Below are 24,770 nucleotides of genomic sequence, written 5' to 3' on the forward strand. Positions count from 1 at the left end.
GCACCATTGTTTGTACTGCACAAGCTCCATTTTCATGACCTGACTGGATCTGGTGTGATCTGTGTCCCACGATTTTCACCTGGGTGACCGGCACCGCAATTTTCCGGTGATCCGAGTTACATAATGGCCCAACCGCCCTCACCATGAATCGTCCAGAAATACTCCTGACCAGCACGTACACAATTCATCGTGAATTCGTCAAGCCCTGATCCGCGCCTCGAATATATGTAACGCGGCAACTATACTGGTTAGTAGTTCGACAGCCGGTAAAACGACCAGAGAATTCAAGATTATCCCCGACGGGCCTATTTCCATTCTCATGCCCGTACTGGAGTGAAAGTAAATCACCACCGGAAGACGCTTTGCAGTGCGTCGTTTTGCGCTGCACCCGCCAACTACGTGGAAGGTTTTATCAGAATGAACAAGATCAAGCGCACCGCCACTTTCGCCGCTGCTGCCGGCGCCCTCGTTGTCGCACCGCTGGCCCTCGGAAGCGGAACCGCTTCCGCAGCCTCGGAGTCGCAGTGGGACGCAGTCGCCGCGTGTGAATCGGGCGGCGACTGGTCGACCAACACCGGTAACGGTTACTACGGTGGCCTGCAGTTCACGGAAAGCACCTGGGCCGCCAACGGTGGCAGCGGTTCGCCGCACTACGCCTCGAAGGCCGAGCAGATCCGCGTTGCCGAAAATGTCCTGGCGACGCAGGGCGCAGGCGCGTGGCCCAGCTGCGGCACCGTGCTCTGACACCCAGCAGACCGACCGACGCCCCGCCGATCATTTGGCGGGGCGTCGTTGTGTCAAGAGACCGTCGTGTCTTCGCCCGCGTTGGTGGCGACATGCTTGGTGGATGTAGTCCGGACGGAGGTGACCGGTCCACCGGCGCCGACGGTCCTCAGATGCACTTCATCGTCGTGGAATCGGCCGCTGTGCTGGTGGAAACGGTGTCATCGAGTACTTCTGGCCTCGATCGCATCCGCGACCCGCGCGACCGCGTCGTCCGACGGCTTCAATTTATCTGCGAAGAGTCGGGCGCGTGCACCCGTTTCCTCGTCCAGAAGGACGCCAAGCTTTTCCTCGAGCGAAGCCGCTGCCAGTTTCGGGAACGGTAGGTGTGCCCCCAGTCCGAGCCGCGCGACTTGCGCACCCCAGAACGGCTGATCGAACGAGACCGAGCAGATCAAGGTCGGCAATCCGGCACGCAGGCTCTCGAACGTCGTCCCGATCCCACCGTGGTGCACGGCCGCCGCACAATGGGGGAGCACGATGTCGTGCGCTACTGCGCCGACCACTTTGACGTGGCTCGGCGTCTGCGCATCGGTCTGGGCGAGGTCGCTCCACCCTGCGCTGATCAGTGCGCGCTGCCCGACTTTGGCACAGACGTCGGCGACAATCGCCGAGATGGCTTGCGCGTCCCGGATCGGCATGCTGCCGAAGCCGAAATAGATTGGTGGCGGACCGGAATCGGCCCACGCAACCACGTCGTCGTGCGCATCTGCCAACTCGCCGACCGCCTCGCGGGCTTCCCTGGATAACGGCAGGAACCCGGCAAAAGGCCTCGCGGTTCCCCATTCGTCGGCGAGCCCAGGTACGAGATGCTTGTCGTAGATCTGGATTTCCGGGACACCGAGTCCCGCGAGCACACCTTCGACGGACTTGTAGGTTGTCGGCAGTCCGAGTCGTTTACGCAGGCGATTCACGTACCGGCCGAAGACGACTCGACGAATGTTCTCGGCGACCAGCCACGTGGTCTTGTTGACGAACGCAGGCGTCTTTTTGCTGTGATCGACCGATCCAGGGAACGGATATGTCGCGTTGCGCCGACTGGGGAACGTGTGCAGAGTGACCATCGGGATGTCGTTCGCTTCGGCGATGGACTGGCAGCGGTCCTCGGTCATCTGCGTCGACACCAGCACGTCCGCGCCTTCGGTCACCGCGATGAGTTCGCTGTCCATGCGGTCGGCGTACTCGGCCATCTGCTTGGCGACCATCGGCATCAGTTTGAACGTGCTGCCCGCCGCGAGCGCTTTCTGGCCACGTTCGGACGAGTACAGCTGCTGGACGTCCGGGCCGAACTGCCGGGCGTCGACACCGGCTCGCGTCGCAAAGTCGACCAGGTTGGGCGGCACGCCGAGAACAACCTCGTGACCACGTGATTGCAATTCCAGGCCGAGCGCAACGGCAGGCTGTACGTCGCCACGCGTTCCGGCCATCGGGAGTACGACTCTCATCGCCGCTAACCTAGCAGAGGTGGACTCCGGCACCCAGGCGCAACGACGAACGTGGTGGTCGACGGCGGGGGCGGTTGTCGTCCTTGCAGCCGGGCTGATCGCGATCCTGCAGGGCACTCCGATCTGGATGGCCGACTTCGCGGTGTACGACGCGGCGGGAGTTGCTGCGCGCGAGGGTCGCTCGCTCTACGACCTGAGCATCGACACTGCCGCGTTCGACAACATGCAGTTCACATATCCGCCCTTCGCCGCCCTGGTCTTCGTGCCACTCGCTCTGCTCGGAACGTCTGTGGCACATGCGCTTTCGGTACTGGTGAACTGCGCTGCGCTTGCCGGGGTGCTGTGGTTGTCGCGGAATGTGGACGGCGGACGGACGACGCTTCGGCTGTGGATGCTTGCGGTCGCTTGCCTGCTCACTCCGGTGTTGGCGAGCACCACGCTCGGTCAGCTCAACGTCGTGCTGATGTTGCTGATACTGCTGGACTTCTCGCGACTGCTACCGCAGCGGTTGCAGGGCATCGCGACCGGCATCGCGCTCGGAATCAAGCTCTGGCCAGCGATTTTCGTCGTTTTCCTGTTCTGCATCGGTCGCTCGGCGGTCGGGGGCAGAGCGCTCGCTGCGGGCATCGTCACCATCGGGCTAGGTTTTGCGTTCCTGCCGGCGGATTCACGCGAGTACTGGCTCGAGGGCGCCTTCCTCGACACGAATCGCGTCGCCGACCTGTCCGACGTCCAGAATCAATCCTTGCCAGGTCTGATCGCGCGAGCCTCCGCCGGCGACATCGGGTTTGCGGCCTGGCTGCCGCTCAGCATCGTCGTGGCGGTTCTCGGGTTGGCTGCCGCGACCTGGGCCTATCGTCGTCGGGAAGTGCTGCTGAGCGTCACTGTTGTCGCCTTCACGGCGCTTCTTGCATCGCCGGTCTCGTGGCCGCATCACGCGGTGTGGATCGTGCCCGCCCTGGTCTGGCTGTTCGGTGCACGCTGGCGAGGCGTGCTCCTGCCCCGACTCATTCGGATCGCCGCCGTGGCGTGGTTCCTGGTACCGACGTTCGTGCTCGCGGTGCCTGAAGCGTGGCGGGACGAACCGCTCGACCTGACACAGCAACTGGTGGTCGCCGCAACTGGATACACGGTCGTGACCGTACTTGCGCTGGCAGCGTTGCCGTTCTGGCTGCCGCGCCTCTCAGGTCAGGACGAGGGCCGCAAGGATCAGCACGGCGTAGAGCACCAATACGAACACGACAGCCGGTAGCAGCGAAAAGCGCTCGCGTGGCGTCCGCAGGAACTGCCACAAGCCTGCCCAGGGAACCGGGACCAGCAGAATCGGCAGCCAGGCGACAACCTGCGGCACCCAGTCGAAGCGCCACGGTTGCACGAGCGCAAGGTCGGCGGCAACCGCGAGTGTCGCGAAAAGTGCTATGGCGAAGCCACTCCCGGCCGCGCCGAGGGCATTCGAGTACAGCAACTCGCGGGGTTCGTGCCTCTTCGAGGTCTTGCGGGCGAACTCGAACTGAAGAAATGCGCCCGCGAAAATCAGCGCGGTCGCGAACGTGCGCCAACCCGAGCGGACTTCGCCGGTGTCGATCGCAGAGACCAGCACATAGGCAGTCAGAACGAGCTGTACGGGATAGGTGATGACGAGATTCACCATGATGTGTGTCCGGACGACGCGCGACGACGCTTCCGCCGCCCAGAGCAAGAGTCCGTACGCGAGCGTGGCGGCGATCATCGCCGCGGACCCGATCGACAGCCAGAGACTCGCGCCGACGCAGGCCGCGGCCAGTAGCACCATCGACACCCGCAATTCCGCGGCGCTCACGGCACCGGTGACGAGGGGGCGGTCGGGGTTGTTCACGCGGTCGTATTCGAGATCCTTCTGCTCGTCGACCATTCGCAGATACAGCAACACCATGAGGACCACGATGGTGCGAACAGCTGTGTGCGAGTTCGGCTTCCAGTTCTCGCCGGAGACGAGCGCCGCCGTACCTTCGAGCGCAAGTACCCATAGCACGCCGTAGACCGCGTAATGCGGCTTGTACATAACCGCGATGAAACCCAGCACACGCCGGATCGAGGATTGCTGTTCAGTGCTTGTCATCGGCAGGCCAGCGGTTCCAGTGTGTCAGTGGAGCAGCAGATCTCGGCTTCGACGACGGCGGATCGTCCTTCAGGTACGCGAGGGGAATCAGCGCGACCTGAGTGACCTCCCCGTACGGAATTCCGAGCAAGGCCGCAACCTCGCGCTCGTAGGCAAGGTGTGCCGTAGTGAGGCTCGAGCCGAGGCCGCGGGCGCGGAGCGCGACCATGAAGCTCCACACCGCCGGGTAGATCGAGCCGTAGAAGCTCGCGAGTTTCGGCGCGGAGTCCGGCGGCCGACCGGTCTGGCAGGCGATGACCAGCACAGGCACTTGGTGCAGCCGATCCGCCAGGTACTGCGCTGATTCGAAGTCTGCGCGCTGTGCGGGTCCAGGTGTCTTACCGACGAGGTTCTCGGTGAATCCGCGCCGGTAGAAGGAGGCGATCTCGGACCGGACCTCTGGATCGTCGACGACGACGAACTGCCAGGCCCGCCGGTTCGAGCCGCTCGGCGCATGGACTGCAATGTCGAGGCATGCCGTGACGACCTCCCGCGGCACCGATCGGGTCAGGTCCAGGCGACGGCGATAGGCCCGCGTTGTTGTGAGAGCCGAATCGGGCACGCTCACAACTCGCTGTTAGGCAGCGTGTAGCCGACGACGAACTCAGCGGCGGGCCGACCAGACTGCCGAATCGTGCAGGCCACCAGGGTATCTCCAACGCCGCTGTCGATGATCTCGGCTGTGACGTCGCTCGGCCTGTCGAGTTCGAGGAAGCCGGTGAACGTGCTCTTCACGCATTCGGTCCGCGGCGCTGCGCCCGAAGTCCGCGCTGCCAGCAGCGCCCAGCCCAATTGCCTGCACGCCTCGATCTGCAGCGAACCCGGAACGTGGTCCACCGGGTGATCGAAGATGGTGGGGTGGTCCACGTCGCAGACCAAAGTTGCGGTGGCGGTGTTGCCGTCGATCTTCGGTTCGGCAATGACGACGTTGCGCTGCGATTCCCTACCTACGAGCGCGGCTCGGGCGCGCTGCCCCGGTGGCAATGGCATGACGATGTCGGAAAGTCCGACGGCGCTGCGCGCCTGATGGCGCAATGCATCCCAGACCGGCCGCGGAATCCAGGAGAATTTGCTGTCGACCGACATCATCGGCTCGCCACCCCGGCGGACGTCGAGTTGGACGGCCATCCCGGTCGGCAGATCCTCGGTGTGAAAAATGCGCTTGACCGCCACCGTGATCGAGAGATCCGCCGGGGTGGAGCAGATCTTCCACGCGTCGGGTGAGAGCGAGCGCCCGTTGAATGTTCGCAACAGGAACGCTCGCCCGGTCGGCACGTCGAAGAACCTGTGCACGACGGCCATTCCGCTCTGCCGTGCAGCCTCCATCACCATCATCGGATCGTAGGAGCGGCCGAGTTCGCCGATGTGGTCGCAGTAGTACGCGTGGGAGCGGGGCAGTTGCGCAGTGGTGACGTACTCGTCGTCGCGCAGTTTGTGTAGCGACGTCACGAATACTTCGGCGATGGAGGCACGGTGGACGATGTCGCGCGAGATGGTTCGGCCGTGCAGTAATTCGGCCACTGTGGGCTCGGTCGGTGTGGGCTCGGTCGCTGCTCGTTCACTCATCAGGGTCCTCCACGTCTCTAGCGAGCCAGGCCGCGGCAGGCGCTGCTTCGAGCGTTTGCGTGCCTTCGGGTGTGCGCATCGGAAGCACCGCAGCTCCGACGACGAGTACGTCCCACGGGTCCAGCGGCCAATCATGTTGCCAGGCAGCCTGAATCAGCTCGGCCCAGTCCCGGTCGGTTGTGGGATCCGCGCGTACTTCTCGTGGTACCGACGCGAGGATCGAGCGCTCCGCCACGGCGCGGTCGAAACTTCGGGCCTCTACCTGCGTGTAGAGCGCCTCGCCGATCGCCGCCGCGTCTAGGCTGCGGTCGGCGCCGGCGCTCGCCTCCTCGATCACAGCTCGCCGTTCGCGAGTGGGCAGATAGATGCCGAGTTCGCGGAGCACGTCGGCCGGATCGTCAGCCGTGTGAACCATGTTGAGCAGGTATGTGTCACCGCCGAGCACATGCCGTAGCTCGCCGGGTTGCCGTTTCCGTGGCGCAGTCGGACCCTTGCGGTCGGTGAGGCGAACGGTCGTCGGCAACCGTTCCGCGGCGTCGGTGACAACGAGCAGCAGAGACCCGGAGACTGCCAGGAGGAGGTCGGCAAGCTGGCGCCGCTGCGGCGATGCGATGTTCCACTGGTAGTACCAGAGGGCGCGCACAAAATGCCGATCGGCATCGATTCGCCGTGCGCTGACGACACGAAAGCCGTTCTCGGACAACCATGTCAGGGTAGGGGCAACAGCTCGCGCGACGATGGCATCCGGCTTGAGAAACAACAGTCCGGTGCGCCGTGCGAACGATTCGCTGCAGACGCCGAGGGATTCCAGCTGCTCCGAGGTTTCGAGGAAGTAGGTGTCGCGGCAGTACGCCGCAAGCTTCTCGGGCATCGTGGTGAGGGGGGTGGTCTCGAATGTCGCCGGTGGCATTATCACTCCGTCCCCAGACGGCGCAGCACGTCGTCGATCGAGGGCAGCGGCGTGCCCAGATAGCCTGAATCCAAGCAGAAGTCGAGCAGCAATCGCAGGTAATCCTTGCCGGTGGCGGGAGCGCGCCTGCCGAGGAGCTTTTCGGTGTTCGTGGCATCGAATCCGACTCGGCGACCGAAGTAGCTGGTGTAGCGGGCGCCGATCCGCAGGTAGTACTCGCGCTCGTTGCGCTCCAGATCGTCGATCGAGAACGACGCTGCCGGAACGAATTTGGCGACGGCGAACGACGGGTACTCGGCGAACACGTCGGACACGTCCCGGAGTGAGAGGTCGGCGGCACCGACCGCATGGTAGGTGCCGCCCACCGCACTCTTGATATCGAAGACTACCGCCGCGATGACGTCTGCCACGTAGTCGACAGGTACGAGGGACAACGTCGCGTCGTACCGGCCGGGCAGCGAGCGCAGCTTGCCTTCGACGATCAGCTTCACTACGGGATACATGTTCTTGTATTCACGGATTGCGCCGTCCGTGGAGCGACCGACGACGATGGCGGGCCGCACGACCGCCGCTCGCAGACCGTGGGAACTCGCATCGCGAATCAGCTGCTCGCAGCGGAACTTGCTCTGCTCGTAGCCGTTTCCGAATTCCTGGCCGGCATCGAGTTCGTCCTCGCCGATCACGTCGTTTCGCAGCCCGCAGACGTAAGCCGTGCTGATGTGAACGAGCGGAACGTCCCACTCGCGGGCCAGCCCGATCGCGTGTCTGGTGCCACCGACGTTCAGCTCGTCGTATTCGTCCTGGGAAGCACCGAAATCGGTTGTCGCAGCGCAATGGACGATGCAGGTCACAGACCTGCCGAGTTCGAGTCTTTCGTTCGTCGAGAGCCCGAACCCGTCGAGGCGGACGTTGCCGGACAGCGAATCGGCTTCGGGGCTCTCGACGACGCTGCCATCGCTGGCGAGGAACCGCCCGTTGCGGTGTATTAGCGCGGACACTCGCGTGCCCGCCGCGACAAGCCGTGCGAGCACTTCTGCGCCGACCGAACCGGTTGCGCCGGTAAGCAGTACGTGGGGTGCCCTCATCCGACAGTCCGTTCGACGAGGTCGACGACGGCGCCGACCGTCAACACCCCTGCGAGATCCTCGGGCCGATACGGCGGCCGGTCGAAGGCCCGCTCCAGAACGACGGTCAGCTCCATCAGGCGCAGCGAGTCGAAGCCGAGGTCGTCGATCAGGCGCTCGTCGTCTGCGACGGAGGCCGGTTGCAGCGGCGCCATCGCACAGACGATGGAGCGCACTTTCTCGGGAGCGCTCATTCGCGATCCCCGATGTCCGGGCGCGCGTGCGGCTGAAGTCCACCGGATGTCAACAGGTCTCGGGCCTCGTCGAGCGGCAGTTTGCTGTCGAGATAGCCGCCGACCCGCAACCAGTCGTAGCTGATGTCGAGCGTCCGACGCCACTGCTCGCGCGAGGTGAACGAGGTCGGGAAGTCGGAACCGTTCGCTACCTTTCGCACCGCGTCGACGAACTCGGTAAGGGCGGCGAGCGCTTGCTGCGCGCTGTGCGCATCGTCGAACGCTGCATCCTGCGCAGTGTCCAGGAGCGTCACGATGTCAGCGTGCTGCTCGGCGATCGCTGGAACAACCTGTTGCAGTGTTGTTTTCGCTGCCACATCTGCCGGCAGCGGATGTACGCCGTACGTCGAGAGCAGTACTCGCGTACACATCGCAACCAGCCTGTGCGCAGCGATCGCCGCCACCTGCCACTGCGAGTTCTTGACGGCGCCGATGAGGTCTTCGCGCGCATTCTCGAGGACGATGTTCGACCAGATCAGCGTCAACGCGCATTCTGTGAACCGGTGGGCAGGCAGTGGCGAAAGCGTGGCGATGACGCCAGGAGTGCGAGTGGCACCACCGACGCCCAGCGGCGGAACGATGTGCCCGGGCGGCGGCGTGAACGGGCGCACGACATCGCACATCGCCAGCGCAGGCTCGATCGATTCGCCACGCTCCCAGCGCAACCCCACGAGACCGAGCCGAACGAATTCGGCCAGTTCGGCCCGGATGTCGTCCTCGGCGCGGTCGATCACATCGGCGAGCGACTGGCCGAACACGACGCACCGCCATGCCTTTCCGGCATTTTCGGACAGCGCGAAGACGTCCCTGCGGTCGCGCACCACATGAATCCGGTCACCGATGGGCCACGTCGTCACATCCGGGACACGTTGCAAGCGAACCGAGTCGGCGTCGTTGTCGACCCGCGGCACACCGGCGAGCGCAGCCAGCTCGATTGCGTCGTCCAGGGTCGGTGCCGTCGACGCGCGAAAGCGCTCGACCAGCGGGTCGGCACCGATACGAGCCAATTGCTGTGGCAGCCACTTGGATTCGAGGTAGGCCTCGCCGCGCCCGGCGACCCACGACTTCATGGCCTGATTCGAGGCATCGTTCGCCCAGCCGTCGGCTTCGTCGCCGGCCCCCAGCGCAGATAGTGCAACGGCGTACCGCAATGCCTGCACCGCACGTGCCGACCACCATTCCTGCATGTGCGCTGCGAAAGCGTCGTACGGCAGCAATGCGCGCAGAGCCTCGATATCGGGGCAACCGTCCGGCGTGCGGACGACGTGTGCGCGCAGGAAACGCTGCACCCGGTTGAGGGTGTCCTCGTCGGCCGACCCGGCGCCCACCCGGGCGATCTGTTCTCGCAGCTGAGCCTCCGAACGGGTGCGCACTTCCACCCGCCGACCGTCGACGAACAGCACGGTCGGCATCGTCGGCAATCGATCGGCGCCCGCGGAGACGATCAGGAAGTCGATGTCGGAACCGTCGTTGCCGAACCCCTCCGCGATCGAACCCTCGAGTAGCACAGCGCTGTTCGCGGCGATGCTGATCTGGCGTGCCGCTTCGCCGAAGATTGTCTGGATGTAATCCTCGGACAGAATGAGCGACGGCCTCGGTGCGTGATCGACCGCTCCTTGCAGGTTGCCGGCGCGCAGCAACTGCCACATGTGGCGCCGCCGCGGCTTGCCGCTCGACGTGCGCTGAATGAGTCCCCGCGGACCCGTGATCACGCGAACCGCGTTGATCGATCCGACGGCAGCGGCGACGCTGCGGCGTGCGGCGTCGACCCATGGGCCGGCGTCCCGTTCGACGAACAGCGCGACGCCCGGCTCGGGACCGTCCGGAACGGCCACTGCGGCAACCTTTCCCGGCGCGATCGAGATCTCTGTGGCAACTCGGGTCTCGATGTCTTCCATGAAGACCGACCGCCCGCGGACCTTGAGACTCGTACCCATCCGGCCGATGACGTACAGCTCGCCGTCATGGAGGAAGCCCGCGTCGCCGGACAGTAGCGTGCCGTCGACGATCCTCGTTCCCGCAGTCGCGGATTCGCCCTGGTACCCGAGCGCGACCGACTCTCCGGTCACGACCACTTCGCCGAGCGTTCCATCGGGCAGCGGACCGCCGTTCTCGTCGACGATCGCCACGGCCGAAGTCGCAGTCGAGCGACCGAGGCCGATGGTCCAGCCAGATCCCGAGATCGTCTGGCCCGCTGTGAGTTCGCAGCTGTCGCGCACCTCGACGGGTTCCCCGAAGCGCAGAGCATCGAAGTCGATACGCAAGGCAGTGATGGGTGCGTTGCGGGCCGACGACGTCACATGCAGCGTGTTCTCGGCCAGGCCGTACGCGATCGTGAGCGCGGAAATATCGAATCCACTGGGGGCGAGCAGGTTTGCGAACTCCAGCGCGTCGCCGGGTGGCACAGGCTCCGAACCGAGCGCGAGCGATCGCCAACCGGAGAAGTCGAGATCCTTCAGCTGGTCGGGATCCACCCGTCGCGCAACATATTTCAGTGTGAAGGCGGGGGAGGGCGAATGCTGTGCGTGCTCCATCGCGCGCAGCCACCGCAAAGGGTCACGCACGAACTGGTCGGGCCGCATGAGGTACAGGTCGCCCTGCATCGTAACCGTCATGAACAGTGCACCGATCAGGCCCATGTCGTGATAGAGCGGCAGCCACGAGGCGGTCGCGTCGCCGTCGCGCCAGCCGACGATGTCCGCGATGCGCAGCGCATTGTCGGCCAGGTTCCCCCAGCTGATCTGGACGCCGCGCGGTGAACCGGTCGATCCCGACGTGAACTGCAGCAGGCAGACTGCTCCGGGCTCGACAAGATCCGGGATAGGTTCTACCGCGGCCAGAGTCGGATGGTCGATCACCAGGGGAGCGTCGGTACGGCCGCACGCGGTCATCGAACGAGTGACGAGCTCGACGAACTCGGGAGACGTGACGACGATCCGCGGTTCGGCAACGGTCAGGATGGCGCTGAGGTGCTCGCAGTACTTGGTGAGGTCCTCGAACATCGGCGGCGGAATGGGTGTGAACTCTCCGCCCGCGGCAAAGGCGCCGAAGAATGTCGCGATACAGTTCGCGGTCGTGGGCATGACAACGCAGGTGTTGTCACCGGACTCGAATCCGTGGTCGCGCAGCAACGTCGCGATCCTGCGGGCCCGGTCGGCGAGGTCGGCGTACGAATAGAACTGCCAGCCGTCTGCTTCGTCGGCGAGGTGGATCCCGTGACCCGGCGTCGGGTCGATCAACCAGTTGCGCAGGCGCGCAACGTGCGCATCGATCGTCATGTGGCGTCGTCCTCCCCGGACAGAATGGTGACGGTCCCAGCGGCACCGTCGATTTCGATGGTCATTCCCGTGCGGACGAGCTTGGTGACGTCCTTGACCTGGACAACTGTGGGCACGCCGAGTTCACGCGCGACGATCGCGACGTGCGTCAGTGGACTGCCACGCTCGATGACCAGCGCGGAGGCCGACGGCAGCGCCGCGACCCAACCCGGATCGGTGCGGTACGCGATCAGAATTCCACCTGCGACATCCGCGGGTTCGGTGACGACAACCGCCCGCCCACGAACCACCCCCGAGGCGGAGGGGGTGCCGCGCAGTACGGTTCCCGCATCGGCGGACGGGGTCGAACTGACAGGGACCCAGCCCTGCTCGGCGAGAGCTGCGGCCCCGAAGTCTGCGCCCCTGGTGGTGAACCGTGCGGGTGCGACCAGTTCGGCATCGCGGGTGCGGGCCGCTTTGCGTGCTGCGACAAGCTCTTTGAGCTCGACCGGGTCCGGCGTGCCCTCGTAGCAGTCGTGCAGTTCATCGAGGCGCAGGTAGAAGACGTCGGTGAAGTCGTCGAGCAGGCCACGGCGCGCCAGGTCGCGTCCCATGGCGCGGATCGTTCGCTTGACCATTCCGAAGGCCCGAGTCCGGCAGAACCGCAACCGTTCCCGGTGCCCCAGGGACCGGCTGACCTTCCCGCGGAGCTTCTCGTACACGCGGCGCCGGACACCGTGAAGGTGCGCGTCGAGGTAGTCGTCGGCTTCGGGACGCTTGCTCAGCGGTGCGTCGGGCAGTGCGCTGCGCAACATGATGAACAGGCTGGCGGGGTCTTCCCGGAGGTCCGGCGTCTCGAGCTTGAGTTCGTCGAGGCTGCGGTAGCCGTACTTCGAGATGTAGGCGTCGACCATGCGGGCGAATTCGGGCCACGGCGACTGCTGCAGCGCAGCGTAGGCCTGATCCGGCGGGGTCGTGTTGACGAACTCCGCAAGCGTCGCGTCGGTGCGGACGTATTTGGCCATGTCCTGCATGGCGCGTGCGGGTTCTGCGGATTCGACGTCGGCGCCGGGACTCACGACCGCGTAGGTGAACCACTCGGGTGCATCGGGCAGCAGCAGCTTGGTGAGCGCGAAAAGCAGGCCGGACGACGTCAGCAGGATGGCATCGAGCACCATCATCGGTCCCCATCGGTCGACGAGTTCGCGCTCCATTCGGCGATACCGGTCGTAGACCTCCGAACCCGCCATGCCGGTGTAGTCGACCGCCTCGTACGTGTCGTAGGCGCGGTAGAAATCGGCCATGAACGCGTCGGTCATCCGGTCGATCTCGGCGAACCTTTTGACGTAGGTCGCGGTAGTGACGGTGCGGGAGAGAGCCCTGTGCAACGGTGAGCGAAACCGGAACGGCCGCAGAGTCTTTGCGACGTCGTTGGGCAGGTTCTCGTCGACGCCGAGGGCGACCTCGAGCACACGGCGGTTGAGTGGATAACCCGGCGCGATGCCGACCATGCGATACCAGTGCAAAAGGTTGTAGTAGACGCGCCCGTGGAAGTATCCGAGCAGCGCCGGTGTCCACTCGCCGACCTGCCGTCGTTGCGCCTCCGGCACGCGCAACGAGCGGGCGTAGCTCTCGTAGACACGGCCGTATACGTCGGCTGCCGTCGTTGCGGTCAGCGGTGAGCTTATGCCGCTGAAGCTCTCGATGATGTTGGAGTTGTCCCAGATTCGTATCTCGTCGTCGGAAACCGTCTCTGTGGCTCCGGCAACGACGGCACCGGGCGCGGGGGGTTGCGCAAGTGCGGTGATCGGACGTGACTGCACGAACCAGATCTTCGTATCGTCACCGACCCATTCGATGTCCTGCGGCCCACCGTAGTGTGCTTCGATCGCCCTGCCCGATGCCGCGAGATCGGTCAACTGCGCATCGGTCAGTGTCGGCGCGTTGCGCAGGTGGTCGGCGACCGGGGTCGGCGCTGTCCCGGCGGCACCCGTCGGCACGTATTGCTCCGACTTGTCACCCACGTTGTGCTCGAGGATTCGGCCGGACGCTTTGTCCAGTAACACGAAGTCGGCGTCGACGGCGCCGGAGACCAGGCCTTCGCCGATCCCGTACACCGAACTGATCGCGATCTCGTTGCGTGCACCGGTGATGGGGTTGGCAGTGAACATGACCCCACTGAACTTCGCTTCCGCCAACTGCTGAATCACGACCGCGATGCCGGCACCCGAAATAGCTGCGCCGTGCTCGAGGAGGTACCGCACCGATCGGTCGGAGTATGCAGACGCCCAGCACCGGCGCACGGCTGTACCGACGGCCTGCAGCGCGTTGACGTTCAGGAAGCTGTCGAATTGTCCTGCATACGAGAGGGTTTCGCCATCCTCGGCGAGCCCTGACGAACGAACGGCGACGGTTGCGTTCCCTGCGACGCGGTAGGCGTCGGTGATCACGCGTGTGACCGCAGGCGGAATCTCGCCGGACTCGATGCTCGTGCGGACCTGCGCTGCCAGTGGCAGCGCATCGGTGAGTTGCCGCGTCCCGGCCAGCCGGGCGAGCGTCGCGGCCAACTGATTATGGTGCGCGAACTCGGCGAACGCGTCTACTCCGATCGCGCCCCAGCGTGGCACGTCGAATCCACCGGAGCTCAAGATGTGCAGGCCGCGAGCCTTCCCACCGCCGAGTTCGGTGACGTCGGTCAGTGCCGTCTCGACTCCCAAGACCTGCAAATCATGCCCTCCCCGTTGCAGCTCGACGCGCTGAACGTACGCGTCCCCGAATTCGTTCTCTAACCTGTCTTATCGATCCAGGCGCAGAATTCGCAACACTCCGGGCAACATGAAGCGGCCCGACCCGACTTCGTGCAAGGGCTCCGAGTCTACTGACGGACCTCCGCTTCGACAGGACCCGAGACGCGTGTCGCGCCCGTGCGATGGCTGATCCCGATAAGGGCGCCCGGCACGATTGCGTCTGAGCCCGTCCCTGCGCGGGCAATTCCGCCCCGCGGCGCCATGTGCTCATGTAACGCTCAATCCTTGATACGACACGCTGTACGTAGCGCGCGTTACATGCGGCGTAGTGCAGGGCGCACTCCGGAGCGTCACACCGAGATTGGAACGAGGATTCTCATGACCGACGACACTTTGGCAGCCACTCGGCGTTCACTGCACGCGATCGCTGAACTGCTGATCGCGGGTCCGCAGTATCGGCAGCACAAGACAATTCGGCTCGCCGTCACGCCGGCGGGGATCGGCGGCACAGTGCTGCCGATCCGAGTCGAGGGCGCCGACCTCGTCTGGGCCGACGGCCGCACGCCGCTGACCGGGACCTGTCGCGAACTCGCTGCGCTCGCCGGTGTCGAACCGGGCGTGGCGGAGAACCTCTACAAGGACACGTCGGGCGTTTCGCTCGATGACCCGCTCTCGGTGGACCCTGCCGCTGCGGCTCTTGTGCTCGGCTGGTTTGCGATGGGGGACAAGGCGTTACGCGCCTTCGCGCCGGAACAGGAGCCCATCCTGTGGCCCGAACACTTCGATCTCGGCATTGCGTTCGACGACGTCAACTACGGCATCTCGCCGGGCGACACCGGTCATCCGGCGCCGTACGCCTACGTCGGGCCGTGGACGACGCAGACCGGCCCGTTCTGGAACGCCTCCTTCGGTGCGGCACGCAGTGTCGACGACCTGCCGACCGTCGAGTCGATCGCGGAATTCTTCGAGGAGGGCAAAGCCGCGGTGAATCGGGTGTAACGACTGGGTGAGCTCCGCACACTGTTCGTGCATGACCGAATCAACCGACAACCCGCCCCCCGCCGACTACAGCGACCTTCGAGCGTTATTCATCAACTGCACTCTGAAACGTTCGCCCGAACCGAGCCACACCCAAGGGCTGGTCGACATCAGCACGCGGATCATGGAGGCCCACGGAATCGCCGTCGAAACGGTGCGCGCCGTCGATCACGACATCGCGACCGGAGTATGGCCGGACATGCGCGAGCACGGCGCCTCGACGGACGACTGGCCGGAAATCTTCGACAAGGTGCTGGCGTCCAACATTCTGGTTCTCGCGGGCCCGATCTGGCTCGGGGACAACAGTTCGATCATGAAGCAGGTGCACGAGCGCCTCTACGGCGGTTCGCACCTGCTCAACGATGCCGGCCAGTATCTGTACTACGGGCGGGTCGGCGGGTGTCTGATCACCGGCAACGAAGACGGCGTGAAGCATTGCGCGCAGAACGTTCTGTACACGTTGCAGCACATCGGGTACACGATTCCGCCGCAGGCCGATGCCGGCTGGATCGGTGAGGCCGGCCCCGGCCCGTCCTATCTCGATCCCGGTTCGGGTGGTCCGGAGAACGATTTCACCAACCGCAACACCACCTTCATGACCTGGAACCTCATCCACCTTGCGCGGCTGCTGAAGAACGCAGGCGGTGTTCCCGCCTACGGCAACCAGCGCGCAGGTTGGGATGCCGGCTGCCGCTACGACTTCCAGAACCCGGAGTACAGGTAGCGGCGAGTGCGGTGCGCGACGATGAGATCAGGTGCAGGCAGGTCGTCGAGATGGTCACCGACTATCTCGACGACGAGTTGCCGCCTGCCGTGCGAAGGGCATTCGAGCAGCACCTACTCGAGTGCGTGCACTGCACGGAATACCTCGGCGAGATCAGCGCCACGATTGCGCTTCTGCGGCGAGCCGGCCATGACGATCGCCAACAATGACGTGCCAGTGACATTTCCTGGTGGTCGGTCGCGATGGCGGTAGCGTTACCCGCGGAAGGGGTTCAGCGATCGGAGCGGGTTGTGAATGTAGCGACTGACGACCGTGAGAGACGGTTGGTCGAGCAACTGCAACGGGGTGACGAACGGGCCTACGTCGAACTGGTCGAAGCACACACGCCGATGATGCTGCGCGTTGCACGTAATTACGTCGCGAGCCATGAGGCGGCCGAAGAGGTCGTGCAGGAAACCTGGATTGCGCTGATCAAGGGGATTGCACGATTCGAGGGGCGGTCGGCGTTGCGCACCTGGCTGTTCACGGTTCTGGTGAACATCGCCAAGACGCGGGGCGTCCGCGACCACAATCAGGCGATCGCCGACCGTAGCGCCTATCCGGGCGGAGCGACGGTCGACCCCGCTCGCTTCCGGCCCGCAACAGATCCGGAGTGGCCGGGGCACTGGGCCACTCCGCCCGAGGCGTGGCCGGAGACGCCCGAAGGTTCGGTCCTCGAATCCGAGATGCTCTCGGTCACCAAGCGTGAACTCGATCAGCTACCCGAGCGGCAGCGCGCCGTCGTTGCTCTGCGCGACGTCCTGGGTTTGGACGCAGCCGAAGTATGTACGCTGCTTTCGCTGACGCCCGCAAACCAGCGGGTGCTTCTGCACCGTGGCCGGGCGCGCATTCGCGAATGCCTCGCAGACTATTTGGCGGTACAAACGTGACACCAGACCCCATCGACTGCCAGGAGCTCGTCGAGCTCGTCACCGCATATCTCGACGATGCGGTAGACGAGAACCTACGAGACCGAATCGCAGCGCACCTCGAAATCTGTCCTGGCTGTGCGGAATACGTCGCACAGATCAAAACGACTGTGCGCCTGTCCGGGTCGGTCATCGACGATCAGCTCGATCCGGACTTCCGGGATCGGCTCATGGCCGCATTTCGCGATTGGAAGTAGGCGCGTCGGTCCGGCACAGATCGGTGAGTTCTTCGAGTGCCTCCCACAGGTAGCGGGAGAACGAACCGACGTCGGGCACCATCGACGGACACGCGATGATCCCGAAGTCCAGGCTCCCGGCGTACGACATCACGGTGACGTTGATGCCGCCCGACACGTCGGAAACCAGGGAGACCGGGAAGCAGCCGGTGACACGCGCACCGGCGGCATACAGCGGGATCTGCGGACCCGGCACGTTCGAGATGACCAGGTTCGTCGGAACCGTCGCGCGGATCGCTACCCGCGCCGCCATCCGCGTCACGACGCCGTTGAAAACCTGCGGCGCGATCGTGGCCGCACTCTGGAACAGATCCTGCGGCGTCTGCGCGTACTGCGCCTTGGCCTGCATCACCTGATAGCGGAGCTGCCCGAAGCGGCGCAGCGGATCGGGCTCGTTGGTCGGCATGCCGACCTGCATGAACGAGATCTGGTTTCCGGCCTTGCCCATCTCCTCGGGAGGCCGGATCGACACCGGGACAACCGCAGCAAGCGGGCCGTCCGGTAGCGCCCGGTGCGCAAGCAGCCAGCGTCGCAAAGCGGTTGTGCACATTGCCATTACGACGTCGTTGACGGTCCCGCCGAGCGCGTTCTTCACCTCCTTGACGTCGCTCAGGGGGAGCGAAGTGAAGGCGTAGGTGCGGCCGGCGCTGACCGGTCCGTTGAACGGCGTGCGCGGAGCCGCGCCGATCAGCCCGCCGACTCCGCGCACGAGTGCAGGCGCGATCTTGAATGCGTCCATCGGCCGGATCAAGGATCGGAACACGCCCTTCGCGAGCATGGACAGCGCGGGCGGAGGGGTCCTGTGGACCGTCTGCACGGGCGGCGCGGGCACACTCATCGGTTCTGCGGTGAGGTCGAGAATCATCGACAGAACCTCGGCACCGGACACGCCGTCGACCACAGAGTGATGGATCTTCGCGTACAGCGCCTGGCGACCGTCGCTGAGCCCGCTGATGAGGTAGACCTCCCACAGCGGGAAACGGCGGTCGAGCGGTTGTGCCGCGAGTTTTGCTACGAGAGCACTGAGCTGAACGTCGGTTCCCGGTGCGGCAACGGCGATCTCGCGGACGTGATAGTTCAGGTCCACGTAGTTCGTGTCCTCCCAGTACGGGAGGTCCAGACCCAGCGGCACTTCCCGCAGTCGCCAGCGCAACGGCGCGATCAGGTGCATCCGAGTTGCGAAAAGCGCCCGCAGGTCTGCGCCGGCCAAACGGCGCCCGGGCAGGCTCGACGGGTCCAGCACGAGGAGATTGCCGACGTGCAGCAGCGACGTCGGCGTCTCGACGTTGAGGAACACCGCGTCGAGTGCGGTCAGCTGACGGGCCGATCGGTATTCGACGGCAGGCGGCGGCGCGGTGGGTAGTTCGGGTATCGGCGCGGACGGTCGCGCATCGAGCAGATCGAGCAACGCTGTCGCACGGGCCAATTCGCCTTCCGTGAACGGCGCCCAGACTCGTTCGGCCACCAGGGTTTCCATCGTCGGCAGGCCGAAATACGCCCTATGGCCTGCGCTTTCGAGGTGCGGCGCACCCGGGCGCCCAAGGTTGGCTGCGCGCCTGCTCGGTGTCACGGAATCAGCGCCGAGGACACGGCGCAACGCCTCCGACATCGACACCCGGCCCGAAACGGCAGCGGATGCCGCACGCAGGACAGCGGTTTCGGCGTCGACGAGGTCACCCGCAGACGCGGGAGAGATGCCGAGGCAGCGCAGTCCGTCGACCTCGATGAGGGCGGCGAGTTCGTCGGCGGTCACGTCGGTGGGCGCGCGCAACACGAACTCGTCGATGACCCGCGGTGCAGCCGCACCTGGATCACGGCCGATCGGCAGCACCGAGACCCCGAGAAGGTTGCAACCGTGAGTCGACAGCCGGTCGGTCAGCGCGGCCAGGGATCCAGGCCGATCGAGCAGCTGAACCCGTACCCGCCACATTCGGCCAGTTTCAGAAAGCTCGTCCCATTCCATTCACCCAGACTTCACGCTCGGTGTTTCCACCGTGTCAGCGCGCGGTTGCGCCAGAGTTATCGTTCCTGAAACTTCTCGCGAGCCTTACGCGCCCTTCCGTGCGCTCGAAGCCGCTTTCTTGGCGGGCGCCTTCTTCGCCGGCGCCTTCTTTGCGGGAGCGGACTTTGCCGCCGGTTTCTTGCCCGCTGCGGCGTCGACGCTGCGCTGCAATGCGGCAACGAGGTCGACGACCTCTGCGTCTTCTTCTTCGTCAGGCTTTTCCTCGGCAGGAATGACCTTCTTGCCGCCGTTCGCGATGGTCTCTTCGAGCAGCTTCCTGAGTTCGAATTGATAGTCGTCCGTGTACTCCGACGGATCGAAGTCGCCGGACATGCTGTCGACCAGGGTTTCCGCCATCTTCAATTCCTGGGGGCGCGGTTCGGCAACGCCCTCGAGCGACGAGAACTCCGCTGCCCGCACCTCGTCGGGCCACAGGAGCGTCTGCAACACGAGCACGCCGTCGCGAACACGCAGCGCCGCAAGACGAGTCTTCTGGCGGAGCGTGAAGTGCACGAGCGCTGTCTGCTCGATCTTCTCGAGCGTCGTCGCAAGCAGCACATACGCCTTCGGTGTCGCGGAATCGGGCTCGAGGTAGTAGCTCTTGTCCAGCAGAATCGGGTCGAGCTGCTCGGACGGAATGAACTGGAGAACCGGAATTTCGTGTTTCTCGGCGGCGGGGAGTTTCGAGAAATCCGTATCGGTCACGATGACGCGATCGCCATCGGGTGATTCGTACGCCTTGTCGATATCGGCGTATTGCACCGACTTGCCGCACACCTGGCACACACGGTCGTATTTGATCCGCCCGCCATCCTTCGCGTGCACCTGGTGAAACCGGATGTCGTGGTCCTCGGTCGCGGTGTAGACCTTCACCGGGACATTGACCAGCCCGAACGCGATGGAGCCCTTCCAGATCGACCTCATCACTCCATCTTGGTGGAATAACTCCGGATTGGCGAGTGATTGGCGGGCAACACGGAGCGTGTCACCGCGACCCGGCGCAGGTCGGGCGGAAACGACGCGAACAACCTCAGCATCGTCTTCGTCGAGCCGAGGAGGTCTGTTCGCCGCGAGAGGTAGGCGCGCTGCAGGTCGATCGGCAGATCGAAATACGTTGCGAAGAACGGCGCCACCTGATCGGGTCGCAAGCCGAGCAAGGTCCGCAGGCCGGCGGCGCGCAGACCCTGCACGGCATGAGCCTTCGTGGGCCACAACACCCTTCGCGGATTGCGTCCGCTCTGCAAAGCCTCGGCAACGTCGTCGGCCGCCGCAAGCGACGCGGCAACGCTGTAACCGGTGCCAGGATGCATGAGGCGACCACGCGATCCGAATGCTGTTGGAGCGGTGCGCTTTTGCGGCGGGCCGGCGACCGGGAAGTGGACGCGCTCGATACGTGCCGCCGACGGCCGTGTGATGCCGCGGGCGGCGAGGCGCGCGTCGAGTCGGGTTTCCAGTTCGCGCAGGGTGAGCGCGGGATTGCCGACGAGGCAGGTCTCTTCGAGCAGAACCTCGTTCTCGTTCAGTGGAACTGCGTACAGAAACGACGGCGTTGCGGCCGGACTCGCACCGTGATCACCGCGCCAGTCCATGAACCACGCCGGTGCGCCTTGCAGGGCGGGCGCGGCCGTTTCGGCTGGGACGACTACGCCGAACGCGGTCTGCTCGGCGGCGCCCGGTGACCGGCCGATGCCGCGCGCATCGATGACGCAGTCGGCGCTGAAGACGGTTCCGTCGGCCAGGGTCACCTGAGTGCGGGCCGCCTCGGCAACGGTGCCTTCGACTGTCGCCACCGCGTTCAGGCTCAGGGCCGCCTGGAGTTTCGGTGTGCTCAGGACGCAGTAGTCCCGGGCAATCGAGTGGCGTCGCGTCGTGAAGGCGTGCGGCCGTACCGTCGTCGCAATCGCGGCGTCCGGCAACCACTCGGGCAGCTCGTCGGCCCACGCCGCGTAGGTCGGCGTCCAGCGCCTGTTCGGGTGCGGGTCGATCGCGCGCACCTCGAGTCCCGCGATTGCGCACCGGTGCGCCAGTGCGCGTCCCGCAGGTCCCAGACCGAGGACGAGAACGTCCGTCACAAGCCGCCGGTCGCGAGCAAGCCACCGTCGACGCGCACGGTCTCGCCGGTGATCCACGCGGCCGCGTCGGAGACGAGAAAACCGACGAGCGAAGCAACGTCCTCCGGTGTGCCGAGCCGCTTCATCGGATACGGCGCCGCCGCTTTCTCTTCACCTTCGGCGTACAACGCGGTGGCGAACTTGGTCTTGACGACCGCCGGCGCGACAGCGTTCACGCGGATGTTCGGCCCGAGCTGCCAGGCGAGTTCTTCGGTCAGCCTGATCAGCGCCGCCTTGGACGCACCGTAGGCGCCGATGACGCCCGACGAACGCAAGCCGGCAACGCTCGCGAGGTTGACGACGGCACCGCCGTGCTCCTTCATCCAGACGCGGTAGGCCTCCTGCAGGTAACCCAGTGCAGCGACGACGTTGACATCGAAAATCTTGCGCACGCCGTCGAGGTCGGCGTCCATGAGGAAGCCGTAGACAGGGTTGATACCGGTGTTGTTGATCAAGATGTCGAGCGAGCCGAGTTCGCTCACGGCGAGTTCGGCCGCCTCGGACCGAGCCGCCGCATCGCCGGAGTTGCCCGCGAGCGTCAGTACTTTGCCGACGTGACCGAGCGCTTTCAGGTCCGCTGCCGCGTCCGCGAGTGGCTCCGGCTTACGTGCCGTGATCAGCACATTTGCACCGCGCGCGAGAAACTCGGCGGCGATCGCCTTGCCGATACCGCGGCTTGCGCCCGTGACCAGCGCGCTCTTTCCCTGAAGGTCCTTTTCGGTCATGCCGTCGAACGTTAGCGGAGTCACTGCGCAGCTGGCGGGGGAGGCTTCCACGGCACGGTAAAATGGGTAGTTCTTGTGCCTCGAGCGGGGCACTATTCGATGAGACCGATGATGCTTCCGGGAGACCAGTGTGATTACCGCGACCGACCTCGAAGTTCGGGCCGGTGTACGCACCCTCCTGCAAGCCCCGGGCCCAGCGTTGCGCGTGCAGGCAGGTGACCGCATCGGCCTCGTCGGGCGCAACGGTGCCGGTAAGACGACGACGCTGCGCATTCTTGCCGGTGAAGGTGAGCCGTACGCCGGTGAGGTGATCAGGTCCGGCGACGTCGGCTACCTGCCGCAGGATCCCAAGGAGGGCGACCTCGACGTCCTCGCAAAGGACCGCGTGTTGTCGGCCCGCGGCCTCGACTCGTTGATCCGTGACCTCGAGAAACAGCAGCTCCTGATGGCCGAGGTCGTCGACGAAGCCGAGCGTGACAAGGCAGTTCGCAAGTACGGGCAGCTCGAGGACCGGTTCTCGTCGCTGGGCGGATACGTCGCCGAAAGCGAGGCGGCACGGATCTGCAACAGCCTCGGTTTGCCCGATCGAGTGCTCGCGCAATCGCTGCGGACGCTGTCCGGTGGTCAGCGGCGGCGCATCGAACTCGCCAGAATCCTCTTTGCGGCCTCCGACGGCAGCGGCGGCCGTTCCGACACGGTGCTGCTTCTCGACGAGCCCACCAACCACCTCGACGCCGACTCCATCACCTGGCTGCGGAGCTTCCTGCAGAGCCACGATGGCGGCCTGATCGTGATCAGCCACGACGTCGAGCTGCTCGCCGACGTCGTCAACCGCGTGTGGTTCCTCGACGCGGTCCGCGGCGAGGCCGACGTCTACAACATGACGTGGAAGAAGTACCTCGACGCCCGTGCGACAGACGAACAGCGCCGCCGCCGGGAACGCGCAAACGCCGAGAAGAAGGCGTCCGCGCTGCGCATGCAGGCGGCCAAGCTCGGCGCCAAGGCGACGAAAGCTGTTGCCGCGCAGAACATGGCCAAGCGTGCCGACAAACTGATCGCTGCCCTCGACGAGGTCCGCGTGTCGGACAAGGTTGCGCATATTCGTTTCCCGGAGCCGGCATCGTGCGGAAAAACTCCACTGATGGCGGAGAACCTGACGAAAGTCTACGGTTCACTCGAGATTTTCACCGGCGTCGACCTCGCCATCGACCGTGGCAGCCGCGTCGTCGTCCTCGGGCTGAACGGCGCCGGAAAGACGACACTGCTGCGCATCCTCGCGGGTGTCGAGACTCCTGACGCGGGCAATCTGGTGCCCGGGCACGGCCTGAAGATCGGGTACTTCGCCCAGGAGCACGACACGCTCGACGACCACGCCAGCGTCTGGGAAAACATCCGGCATGCCGCGCCGGACGCTGGGGAGCAGGACCTGCGTTCACTACTGGGTGCGTTCATGTTCACCGGTCCGCAGCTCGAGCAACCCGCTGGAACGCTGTCGGGTGGCGAGAAGACCCGGCTCGCGCTGGCAGGTCTGGTGTCGTCGGCGGCCAACGTGTTGCTGCTCGACGAACCGACCAACAACCTCGATCCGATTTCGCGCGAGCAGGTGCTCGACGCGCTTCGCAGCTACGCCGGCGCAGTTGTCCTGGTGACCCACGACCCCGGCGCCGCCGAGGCACTGTCCCCCGAACGTGTGATTCTGCTGCCGGACGGCACCGAAGACCACTGGTCGGGCGACTATCTCGAATTGATTCAGCTCGCTTAGGGTCTGAAGTGTTGATCAGCTAGGGGCGAGTGTCTAGCCTTGAATCAGCTGGTCGGACGACTGGAGGACACCATGGCCGACAGTGCTGGTCTTCCCAAGGGAGCCCGTGTCACGGGCAAGTCCCGCGACAAGCTGCAAACTCAGCTCAAGAGGCAGTATGAGGCTGGTGCAAGCATCCGATCGCTCGCTCAAGCGACCGGCCGCTCGTACGGCTTCATTCACAATGTCCTCGTTGAATCGAAGGCGCAGCTGCGCGGTCGAGGCGGCGCAAACCGCCGCAAAGCCGTCACCTGACGGTGGTGCGCGGCCGCATCGAGTGTGCGGTTGTTCAGGCCGTCGCGATGCGCGCGGCCCGAACAACTATGCGCTCGGCGGATACTTCCGCCGCACCGACTCTTCGACGAGGTCGAGCACCGCGGACAGGTTGTCACTGGTGTGGCCCGACGCTATTCGCGCGATCAAGCCGTCCAGCACCAGGTCGAGGTAGCCGAGGAGTACCTCGGTGGGGACGTCCTCACGCAGGCGCCCCTCTGCTTTTCGTCGTTCCAGTCGTGCGACGGTCGCGGCCGTCAGCTCTTCTGAACGCTGTTCCCAATTCTGCCTGAACTCGGTGTCGGTTCGGAGCCGGCGTGCGATCTCCAAACGTGTTCCGAGCCAATCGAATTCCTCCGGGTGGGCGAGCATGTCCCGCATAACCTGGACCAGACCCTGGGTGGCCGCAACCTCGGCCATCCGGGCGGCATCCTCATGGGCGAGCGCCAGGAACAGCGCGTCCTTGTCTCGGTAGTGGTGAAAGATCGCACCGCGGGACAGTCCGGTCGCTTCTTCGAGCAGCCGGACCGTCGCACCGTCGTATCCGAACTCGGCAAAGCAGCGCCGGGCGCCGTCGAGGATCTGACTGCGACGCGCGGCGAGGTGATCATCGCTGACTTTCGGCAACGGGCCTCCCTTCGGTTGGCCTGTGCGCAGTCGACGAGTCCAGAGACTCGCCAACCGCGCACA

General features: G+C 65.1%; 23 protein-coding genes. 9 read left to right on the forward strand and 14 right to left on the reverse strand.

The window, feature by feature from the left end; all coding sequences use genetic code 11:
- Positions 1-417 precede the first annotated feature (417 nt).
- Positions 418-744, forward strand: a complete 327-nt coding sequence (locus JGU72_RS11950) for a transglycosylase family protein (protein ID WP_199684119.1) — start codon at positions 418-420, stop codon at positions 742-744.
- 200 nt (positions 745-944) lie between these two features.
- Here JGU72_RS11950 and JGU72_RS11955 read toward each other — a convergent pair whose 3' ends face one another.
- On the reverse strand, positions 945-2,228 hold the full coding sequence (locus JGU72_RS11955; protein WP_199684120.1) for a glycosyltransferase: 1,284 nt from the start codon (positions 2,226-2,228) through the stop codon (positions 945-947).
- 19 nt (positions 2,229-2,247) lie between these two features.
- Here JGU72_RS11955 and JGU72_RS11960 point away from each other — a divergent pair, with 19 nt between their 5' ends.
- A complete protein-coding gene (locus JGU72_RS11960; RefSeq protein WP_199684121.1) occupies positions 2,248-3,480 on the forward strand; it encodes a glycosyltransferase 87 family protein in 1,233 nt (410 codons plus the stop codon).
- Here JGU72_RS11960 and JGU72_RS11965 read toward each other — a convergent pair.
- Genes JGU72_RS11965 through JGU72_RS12000 form a run of 8 tightly spaced genes read right to left on the reverse strand, consistent with a single transcriptional unit; the run spans position 3,412 to position 14,181 of the window.
- Positions 3,412-4,326, reverse strand: a complete 915-nt coding sequence (locus JGU72_RS11965; protein WP_199684122.1) for a UbiA prenyltransferase family protein — start codon at positions 4,324-4,326, stop codon at positions 3,412-3,414. The two genes, JGU72_RS11960 and JGU72_RS11965, sit on opposite strands and share 69 nt — an antisense overlap.
- Complete coding sequence (locus JGU72_RS11970) at positions 4,313-4,933, reverse strand: nitroreductase family protein (RefSeq protein ID WP_307828399.1); 621 nt, start codon at positions 4,931-4,933, stop codon at positions 4,313-4,315. Before JGU72_RS11970 ends, JGU72_RS11965 begins: the two co-directional genes overlap by 14 nt.
- The gene (locus JGU72_RS11975) at positions 4,930-5,931 is read right to left on the reverse strand and encodes a ScbA/BarX family gamma-butyrolactone biosynthesis protein (RefSeq protein WP_199684123.1); all 1,002 of its coding nucleotides are present in this window, start codon (positions 5,929-5,931) and stop codon (positions 4,930-4,932) included. The genes JGU72_RS11970 and JGU72_RS11975 overlap by 4 nt, the downstream gene beginning before the upstream one ends.
- Positions 5,924-6,841, reverse strand: a complete 918-nt coding sequence (locus JGU72_RS11980; protein ID WP_199684124.1) for a nucleoside-diphosphate kinase — start codon at positions 6,839-6,841, stop codon at positions 5,924-5,926. Before JGU72_RS11980 ends, JGU72_RS11975 begins: the two co-directional genes overlap by 8 nt.
- Positions 6,842-6,843: 2 nt before the next feature.
- Positions 6,844-7,926 (reverse strand): SDR family oxidoreductase, encoded by a 1,083-nt coding sequence (locus tag JGU72_RS11985; RefSeq protein WP_199684125.1) that lies wholly within the window; start codon positions 7,924-7,926, stop codon positions 6,844-6,846.
- Positions 7,923-8,159 carry an acyl carrier protein gene (locus JGU72_RS11990; protein WP_199684126.1) on the reverse strand — a complete coding sequence of 79 codons (237 nt, stop codon included), beginning with the start codon at positions 8,157-8,159 and terminating at the stop codon, positions 7,923-7,925. Before JGU72_RS11990 ends, JGU72_RS11985 begins: the two co-directional genes overlap by 4 nt.
- A complete protein-coding gene (locus JGU72_RS11995; RefSeq protein ID WP_199684127.1) occupies positions 8,156-11,476 on the reverse strand; it encodes an AMP-binding protein in 3,321 nt (1,106 codons plus the stop codon). Before JGU72_RS11995 ends, JGU72_RS11990 begins: the two co-directional genes overlap by 4 nt.
- Entirely contained in the window at positions 11,473-14,181 is a 2,709-nt protein-coding gene (locus tag JGU72_RS12000) for a phosphoenolpyruvate synthase (protein ID WP_199684128.1), read from the reverse strand. The genes JGU72_RS11995 and JGU72_RS12000 overlap by 4 nt, the downstream gene beginning before the upstream one ends.
- Before the next feature lie 399 nt (positions 14,182-14,580).
- Between JGU72_RS12000 and JGU72_RS12005 the strand changes: the two genes are divergently transcribed.
- Genes JGU72_RS12005 through JGU72_RS12025 form a run of 5 tightly spaced genes read left to right on the forward strand, consistent with a single transcriptional unit; the run spans position 14,581 to position 17,129 of the window.
- Positions 14,581-15,201: a hypothetical protein gene (locus JGU72_RS12005; RefSeq protein ID WP_199684129.1), complete on the forward strand. Its 621-nt coding sequence runs from the start codon at positions 14,581-14,583 to the stop codon at positions 15,199-15,201.
- A gap of 31 nt (positions 15,202-15,232) precedes the next feature.
- Positions 15,233-15,964: a flavodoxin family protein gene (locus JGU72_RS12010; protein WP_199684130.1), complete on the forward strand. Its 732-nt coding sequence runs from the start codon at positions 15,233-15,235 to the stop codon at positions 15,962-15,964.
- 11 nt (positions 15,965-15,975) lie between these two features.
- Positions 15,976-16,173, forward strand: a complete 198-nt coding sequence (locus tag JGU72_RS31035) for an anti-sigma factor family protein (RefSeq protein WP_199684131.1) — start codon at positions 15,976-15,978, stop codon at positions 16,171-16,173.
- Between the two features lie 33 nt (positions 16,174-16,206).
- A complete protein-coding gene (locus JGU72_RS12020) occupies positions 16,207-16,893 on the forward strand; it encodes an RNA polymerase sigma factor (RefSeq protein WP_199684132.1) in 687 nt (228 codons plus the stop codon).
- Positions 16,890-17,129 (forward strand): anti-sigma factor family protein, encoded by a 240-nt coding sequence (locus JGU72_RS12025; RefSeq protein WP_307828401.1) that lies wholly within the window; start codon positions 16,890-16,892, stop codon positions 17,127-17,129. The genes JGU72_RS12020 and JGU72_RS12025 overlap by 4 nt, the downstream gene beginning before the upstream one ends.
- Here the strand turns inward: JGU72_RS12025 and JGU72_RS12030 are convergent.
- The 4 genes from JGU72_RS12030 to JGU72_RS12045 all read right to left on the reverse strand — a co-directional run bounded on the left by JGU72_RS12030 (position 17,101) and on the right by JGU72_RS12045 (position 22,006).
- Complete coding sequence (locus JGU72_RS12030) at positions 17,101-19,098, reverse strand: wax ester/triacylglycerol synthase family O-acyltransferase (protein ID WP_199684133.1); 1,998 nt, start codon at positions 19,096-19,098, stop codon at positions 17,101-17,103. The genes JGU72_RS12025 and JGU72_RS12030 overlap by 29 nt on opposite strands.
- Positions 19,099-19,215: 117 nt before the next feature.
- Positions 19,216-20,094: a non-homologous end joining protein Ku gene (gene ku / locus JGU72_RS12035; protein ID WP_199684134.1), complete on the reverse strand. Its 879-nt coding sequence runs from the start codon at positions 20,092-20,094 to the stop codon at positions 19,216-19,218.
- Entirely contained in the window at positions 20,094-21,242 is a 1,149-nt protein-coding gene (locus tag JGU72_RS12040; RefSeq protein WP_307828402.1) for a lycopene cyclase family protein, read from the reverse strand. Before JGU72_RS12040 ends, ku begins: the two co-directional genes overlap by 1 nt.
- Positions 21,239-22,006, reverse strand: a complete 768-nt coding sequence (locus JGU72_RS12045) for an SDR family oxidoreductase (protein WP_199684136.1) — start codon at positions 22,004-22,006, stop codon at positions 21,239-21,241. Before JGU72_RS12045 ends, JGU72_RS12040 begins: the two co-directional genes overlap by 4 nt.
- A gap of 130 nt (positions 22,007-22,136) precedes the next feature.
- On the opposite strand from JGU72_RS12045, the gene JGU72_RS12050 reads away from it, so the two are divergent.
- Complete coding sequence (locus tag JGU72_RS12050; RefSeq protein ID WP_199684137.1) at positions 22,137-23,768, forward strand: ABC-F family ATP-binding cassette domain-containing protein; 1,632 nt, start codon at positions 22,137-22,139, stop codon at positions 23,766-23,768.
- 72 nt (positions 23,769-23,840) lie between these two features.
- The gene (locus JGU72_RS12055) at positions 23,841-24,062 is read left to right on the forward strand and encodes a helix-turn-helix domain-containing protein (protein ID WP_199684588.1); all 222 of its coding nucleotides are present in this window, start codon (positions 23,841-23,843) and stop codon (positions 24,060-24,062) included.
- Positions 24,063-24,128: 66 nt separating this feature from the next.
- On the opposite strand, the gene JGU72_RS12060 is transcribed toward JGU72_RS12055, so the two are convergent.
- A complete protein-coding gene (locus JGU72_RS12060) occupies positions 24,129-24,707 on the reverse strand; it encodes a TetR/AcrR family transcriptional regulator (protein ID WP_199684138.1) in 579 nt (192 codons plus the stop codon).
- Positions 24,708-24,770: the final 63 nt, after the last annotated feature.

It is taken from the genome of Antrihabitans auranticaus, from assembly GCF_016481275.1.
In the GTDB taxonomy this organism is placed as follows: Bacteria; Actinomycetota; Actinomycetes; order Mycobacteriales; family Mycobacteriaceae; genus Antrihabitans.

Coding starts and splice junctions, on each gene's coding strand:
- ku (WP_199684134.1), bottom strand. CDS start 20,094: ATGAGGTCGATCTGGAAGGGCTCCATCGCGTTCGGGCTGGTCAATGTC.
- JGU72_RS11955 (WP_199684120.1), bottom strand. CDS start 2,228: ATGAGAGTCGTACTCCCGATGGCCGGAACGCGTGGCGACGTACAGCCT.
- JGU72_RS11985 (WP_199684125.1), bottom strand. CDS start 7,926: ATGAGGGCACCCCACGTACTGCTTACCGGCGCAACCGGTTCGGTCGGC.
- JGU72_RS11980 (WP_199684124.1), bottom strand. CDS start 6,841: ATGCCACCGGCGACATTCGAGACCACCCCCCTCACCACGATGCCCGAG.
- JGU72_RS11995 (WP_199684127.1), bottom strand. CDS start 11,476: ATGACGATCGATGCGCACGTTGCGCGCCTGCGCAACTGGTTGATCGAC.
- JGU72_RS12020 (WP_199684132.1), top strand. CDS start 16,207: ATGGCGGTAGCGTTACCCGCGGAAGGGGTTCAGCGATCGGAGCGGGTT.
- JGU72_RS11965 (WP_199684122.1), bottom strand. CDS start 4,326: ATGACAAGCACTGAACAGCAATCCTCGATCCGGCGTGTGCTGGGTTTC.
- JGU72_RS11975 (WP_199684123.1), bottom strand. CDS start 5,931: ATGAGTGAACGAGCAGCGACCGAGCCCACACCGACCGAGCCCACAGTG.
- JGU72_RS11950 (WP_199684119.1), top strand. CDS start 418: ATGAACAAGATCAAGCGCACCGCCACTTTCGCCGCTGCTGCCGGCGCC.
- JGU72_RS11990 (WP_199684126.1), bottom strand. CDS start 8,159: ATGAGCGCTCCCGAGAAAGTGCGCTCCATCGTCTGTGCGATGGCGCCG.
- JGU72_RS12005 (WP_199684129.1), top strand. CDS start 14,581: ATGACCGACGACACTTTGGCAGCCACTCGGCGTTCACTGCACGCGATC.
- JGU72_RS12030 (WP_199684133.1), bottom strand. CDS start 19,098: ATGTGGCGGGTACGGGTTCAGCTGCTCGATCGGCCTGGATCCCTGGCC.
- JGU72_RS12010 (WP_199684130.1), top strand. CDS start 15,233: ATGACCGAATCAACCGACAACCCGCCCCCCGCCGACTACAGCGACCTT.
- JGU72_RS12055 (WP_199684588.1), top strand. CDS start 23,841: ATGGCCGACAGTGCTGGTCTTCCCAAGGGAGCCCGTGTCACGGGCAAG.
- JGU72_RS12045 (WP_199684136.1), bottom strand. CDS start 22,006: ATGACCGAAAAGGACCTTCAGGGAAAGAGCGCGCTGGTCACGGGCGCA.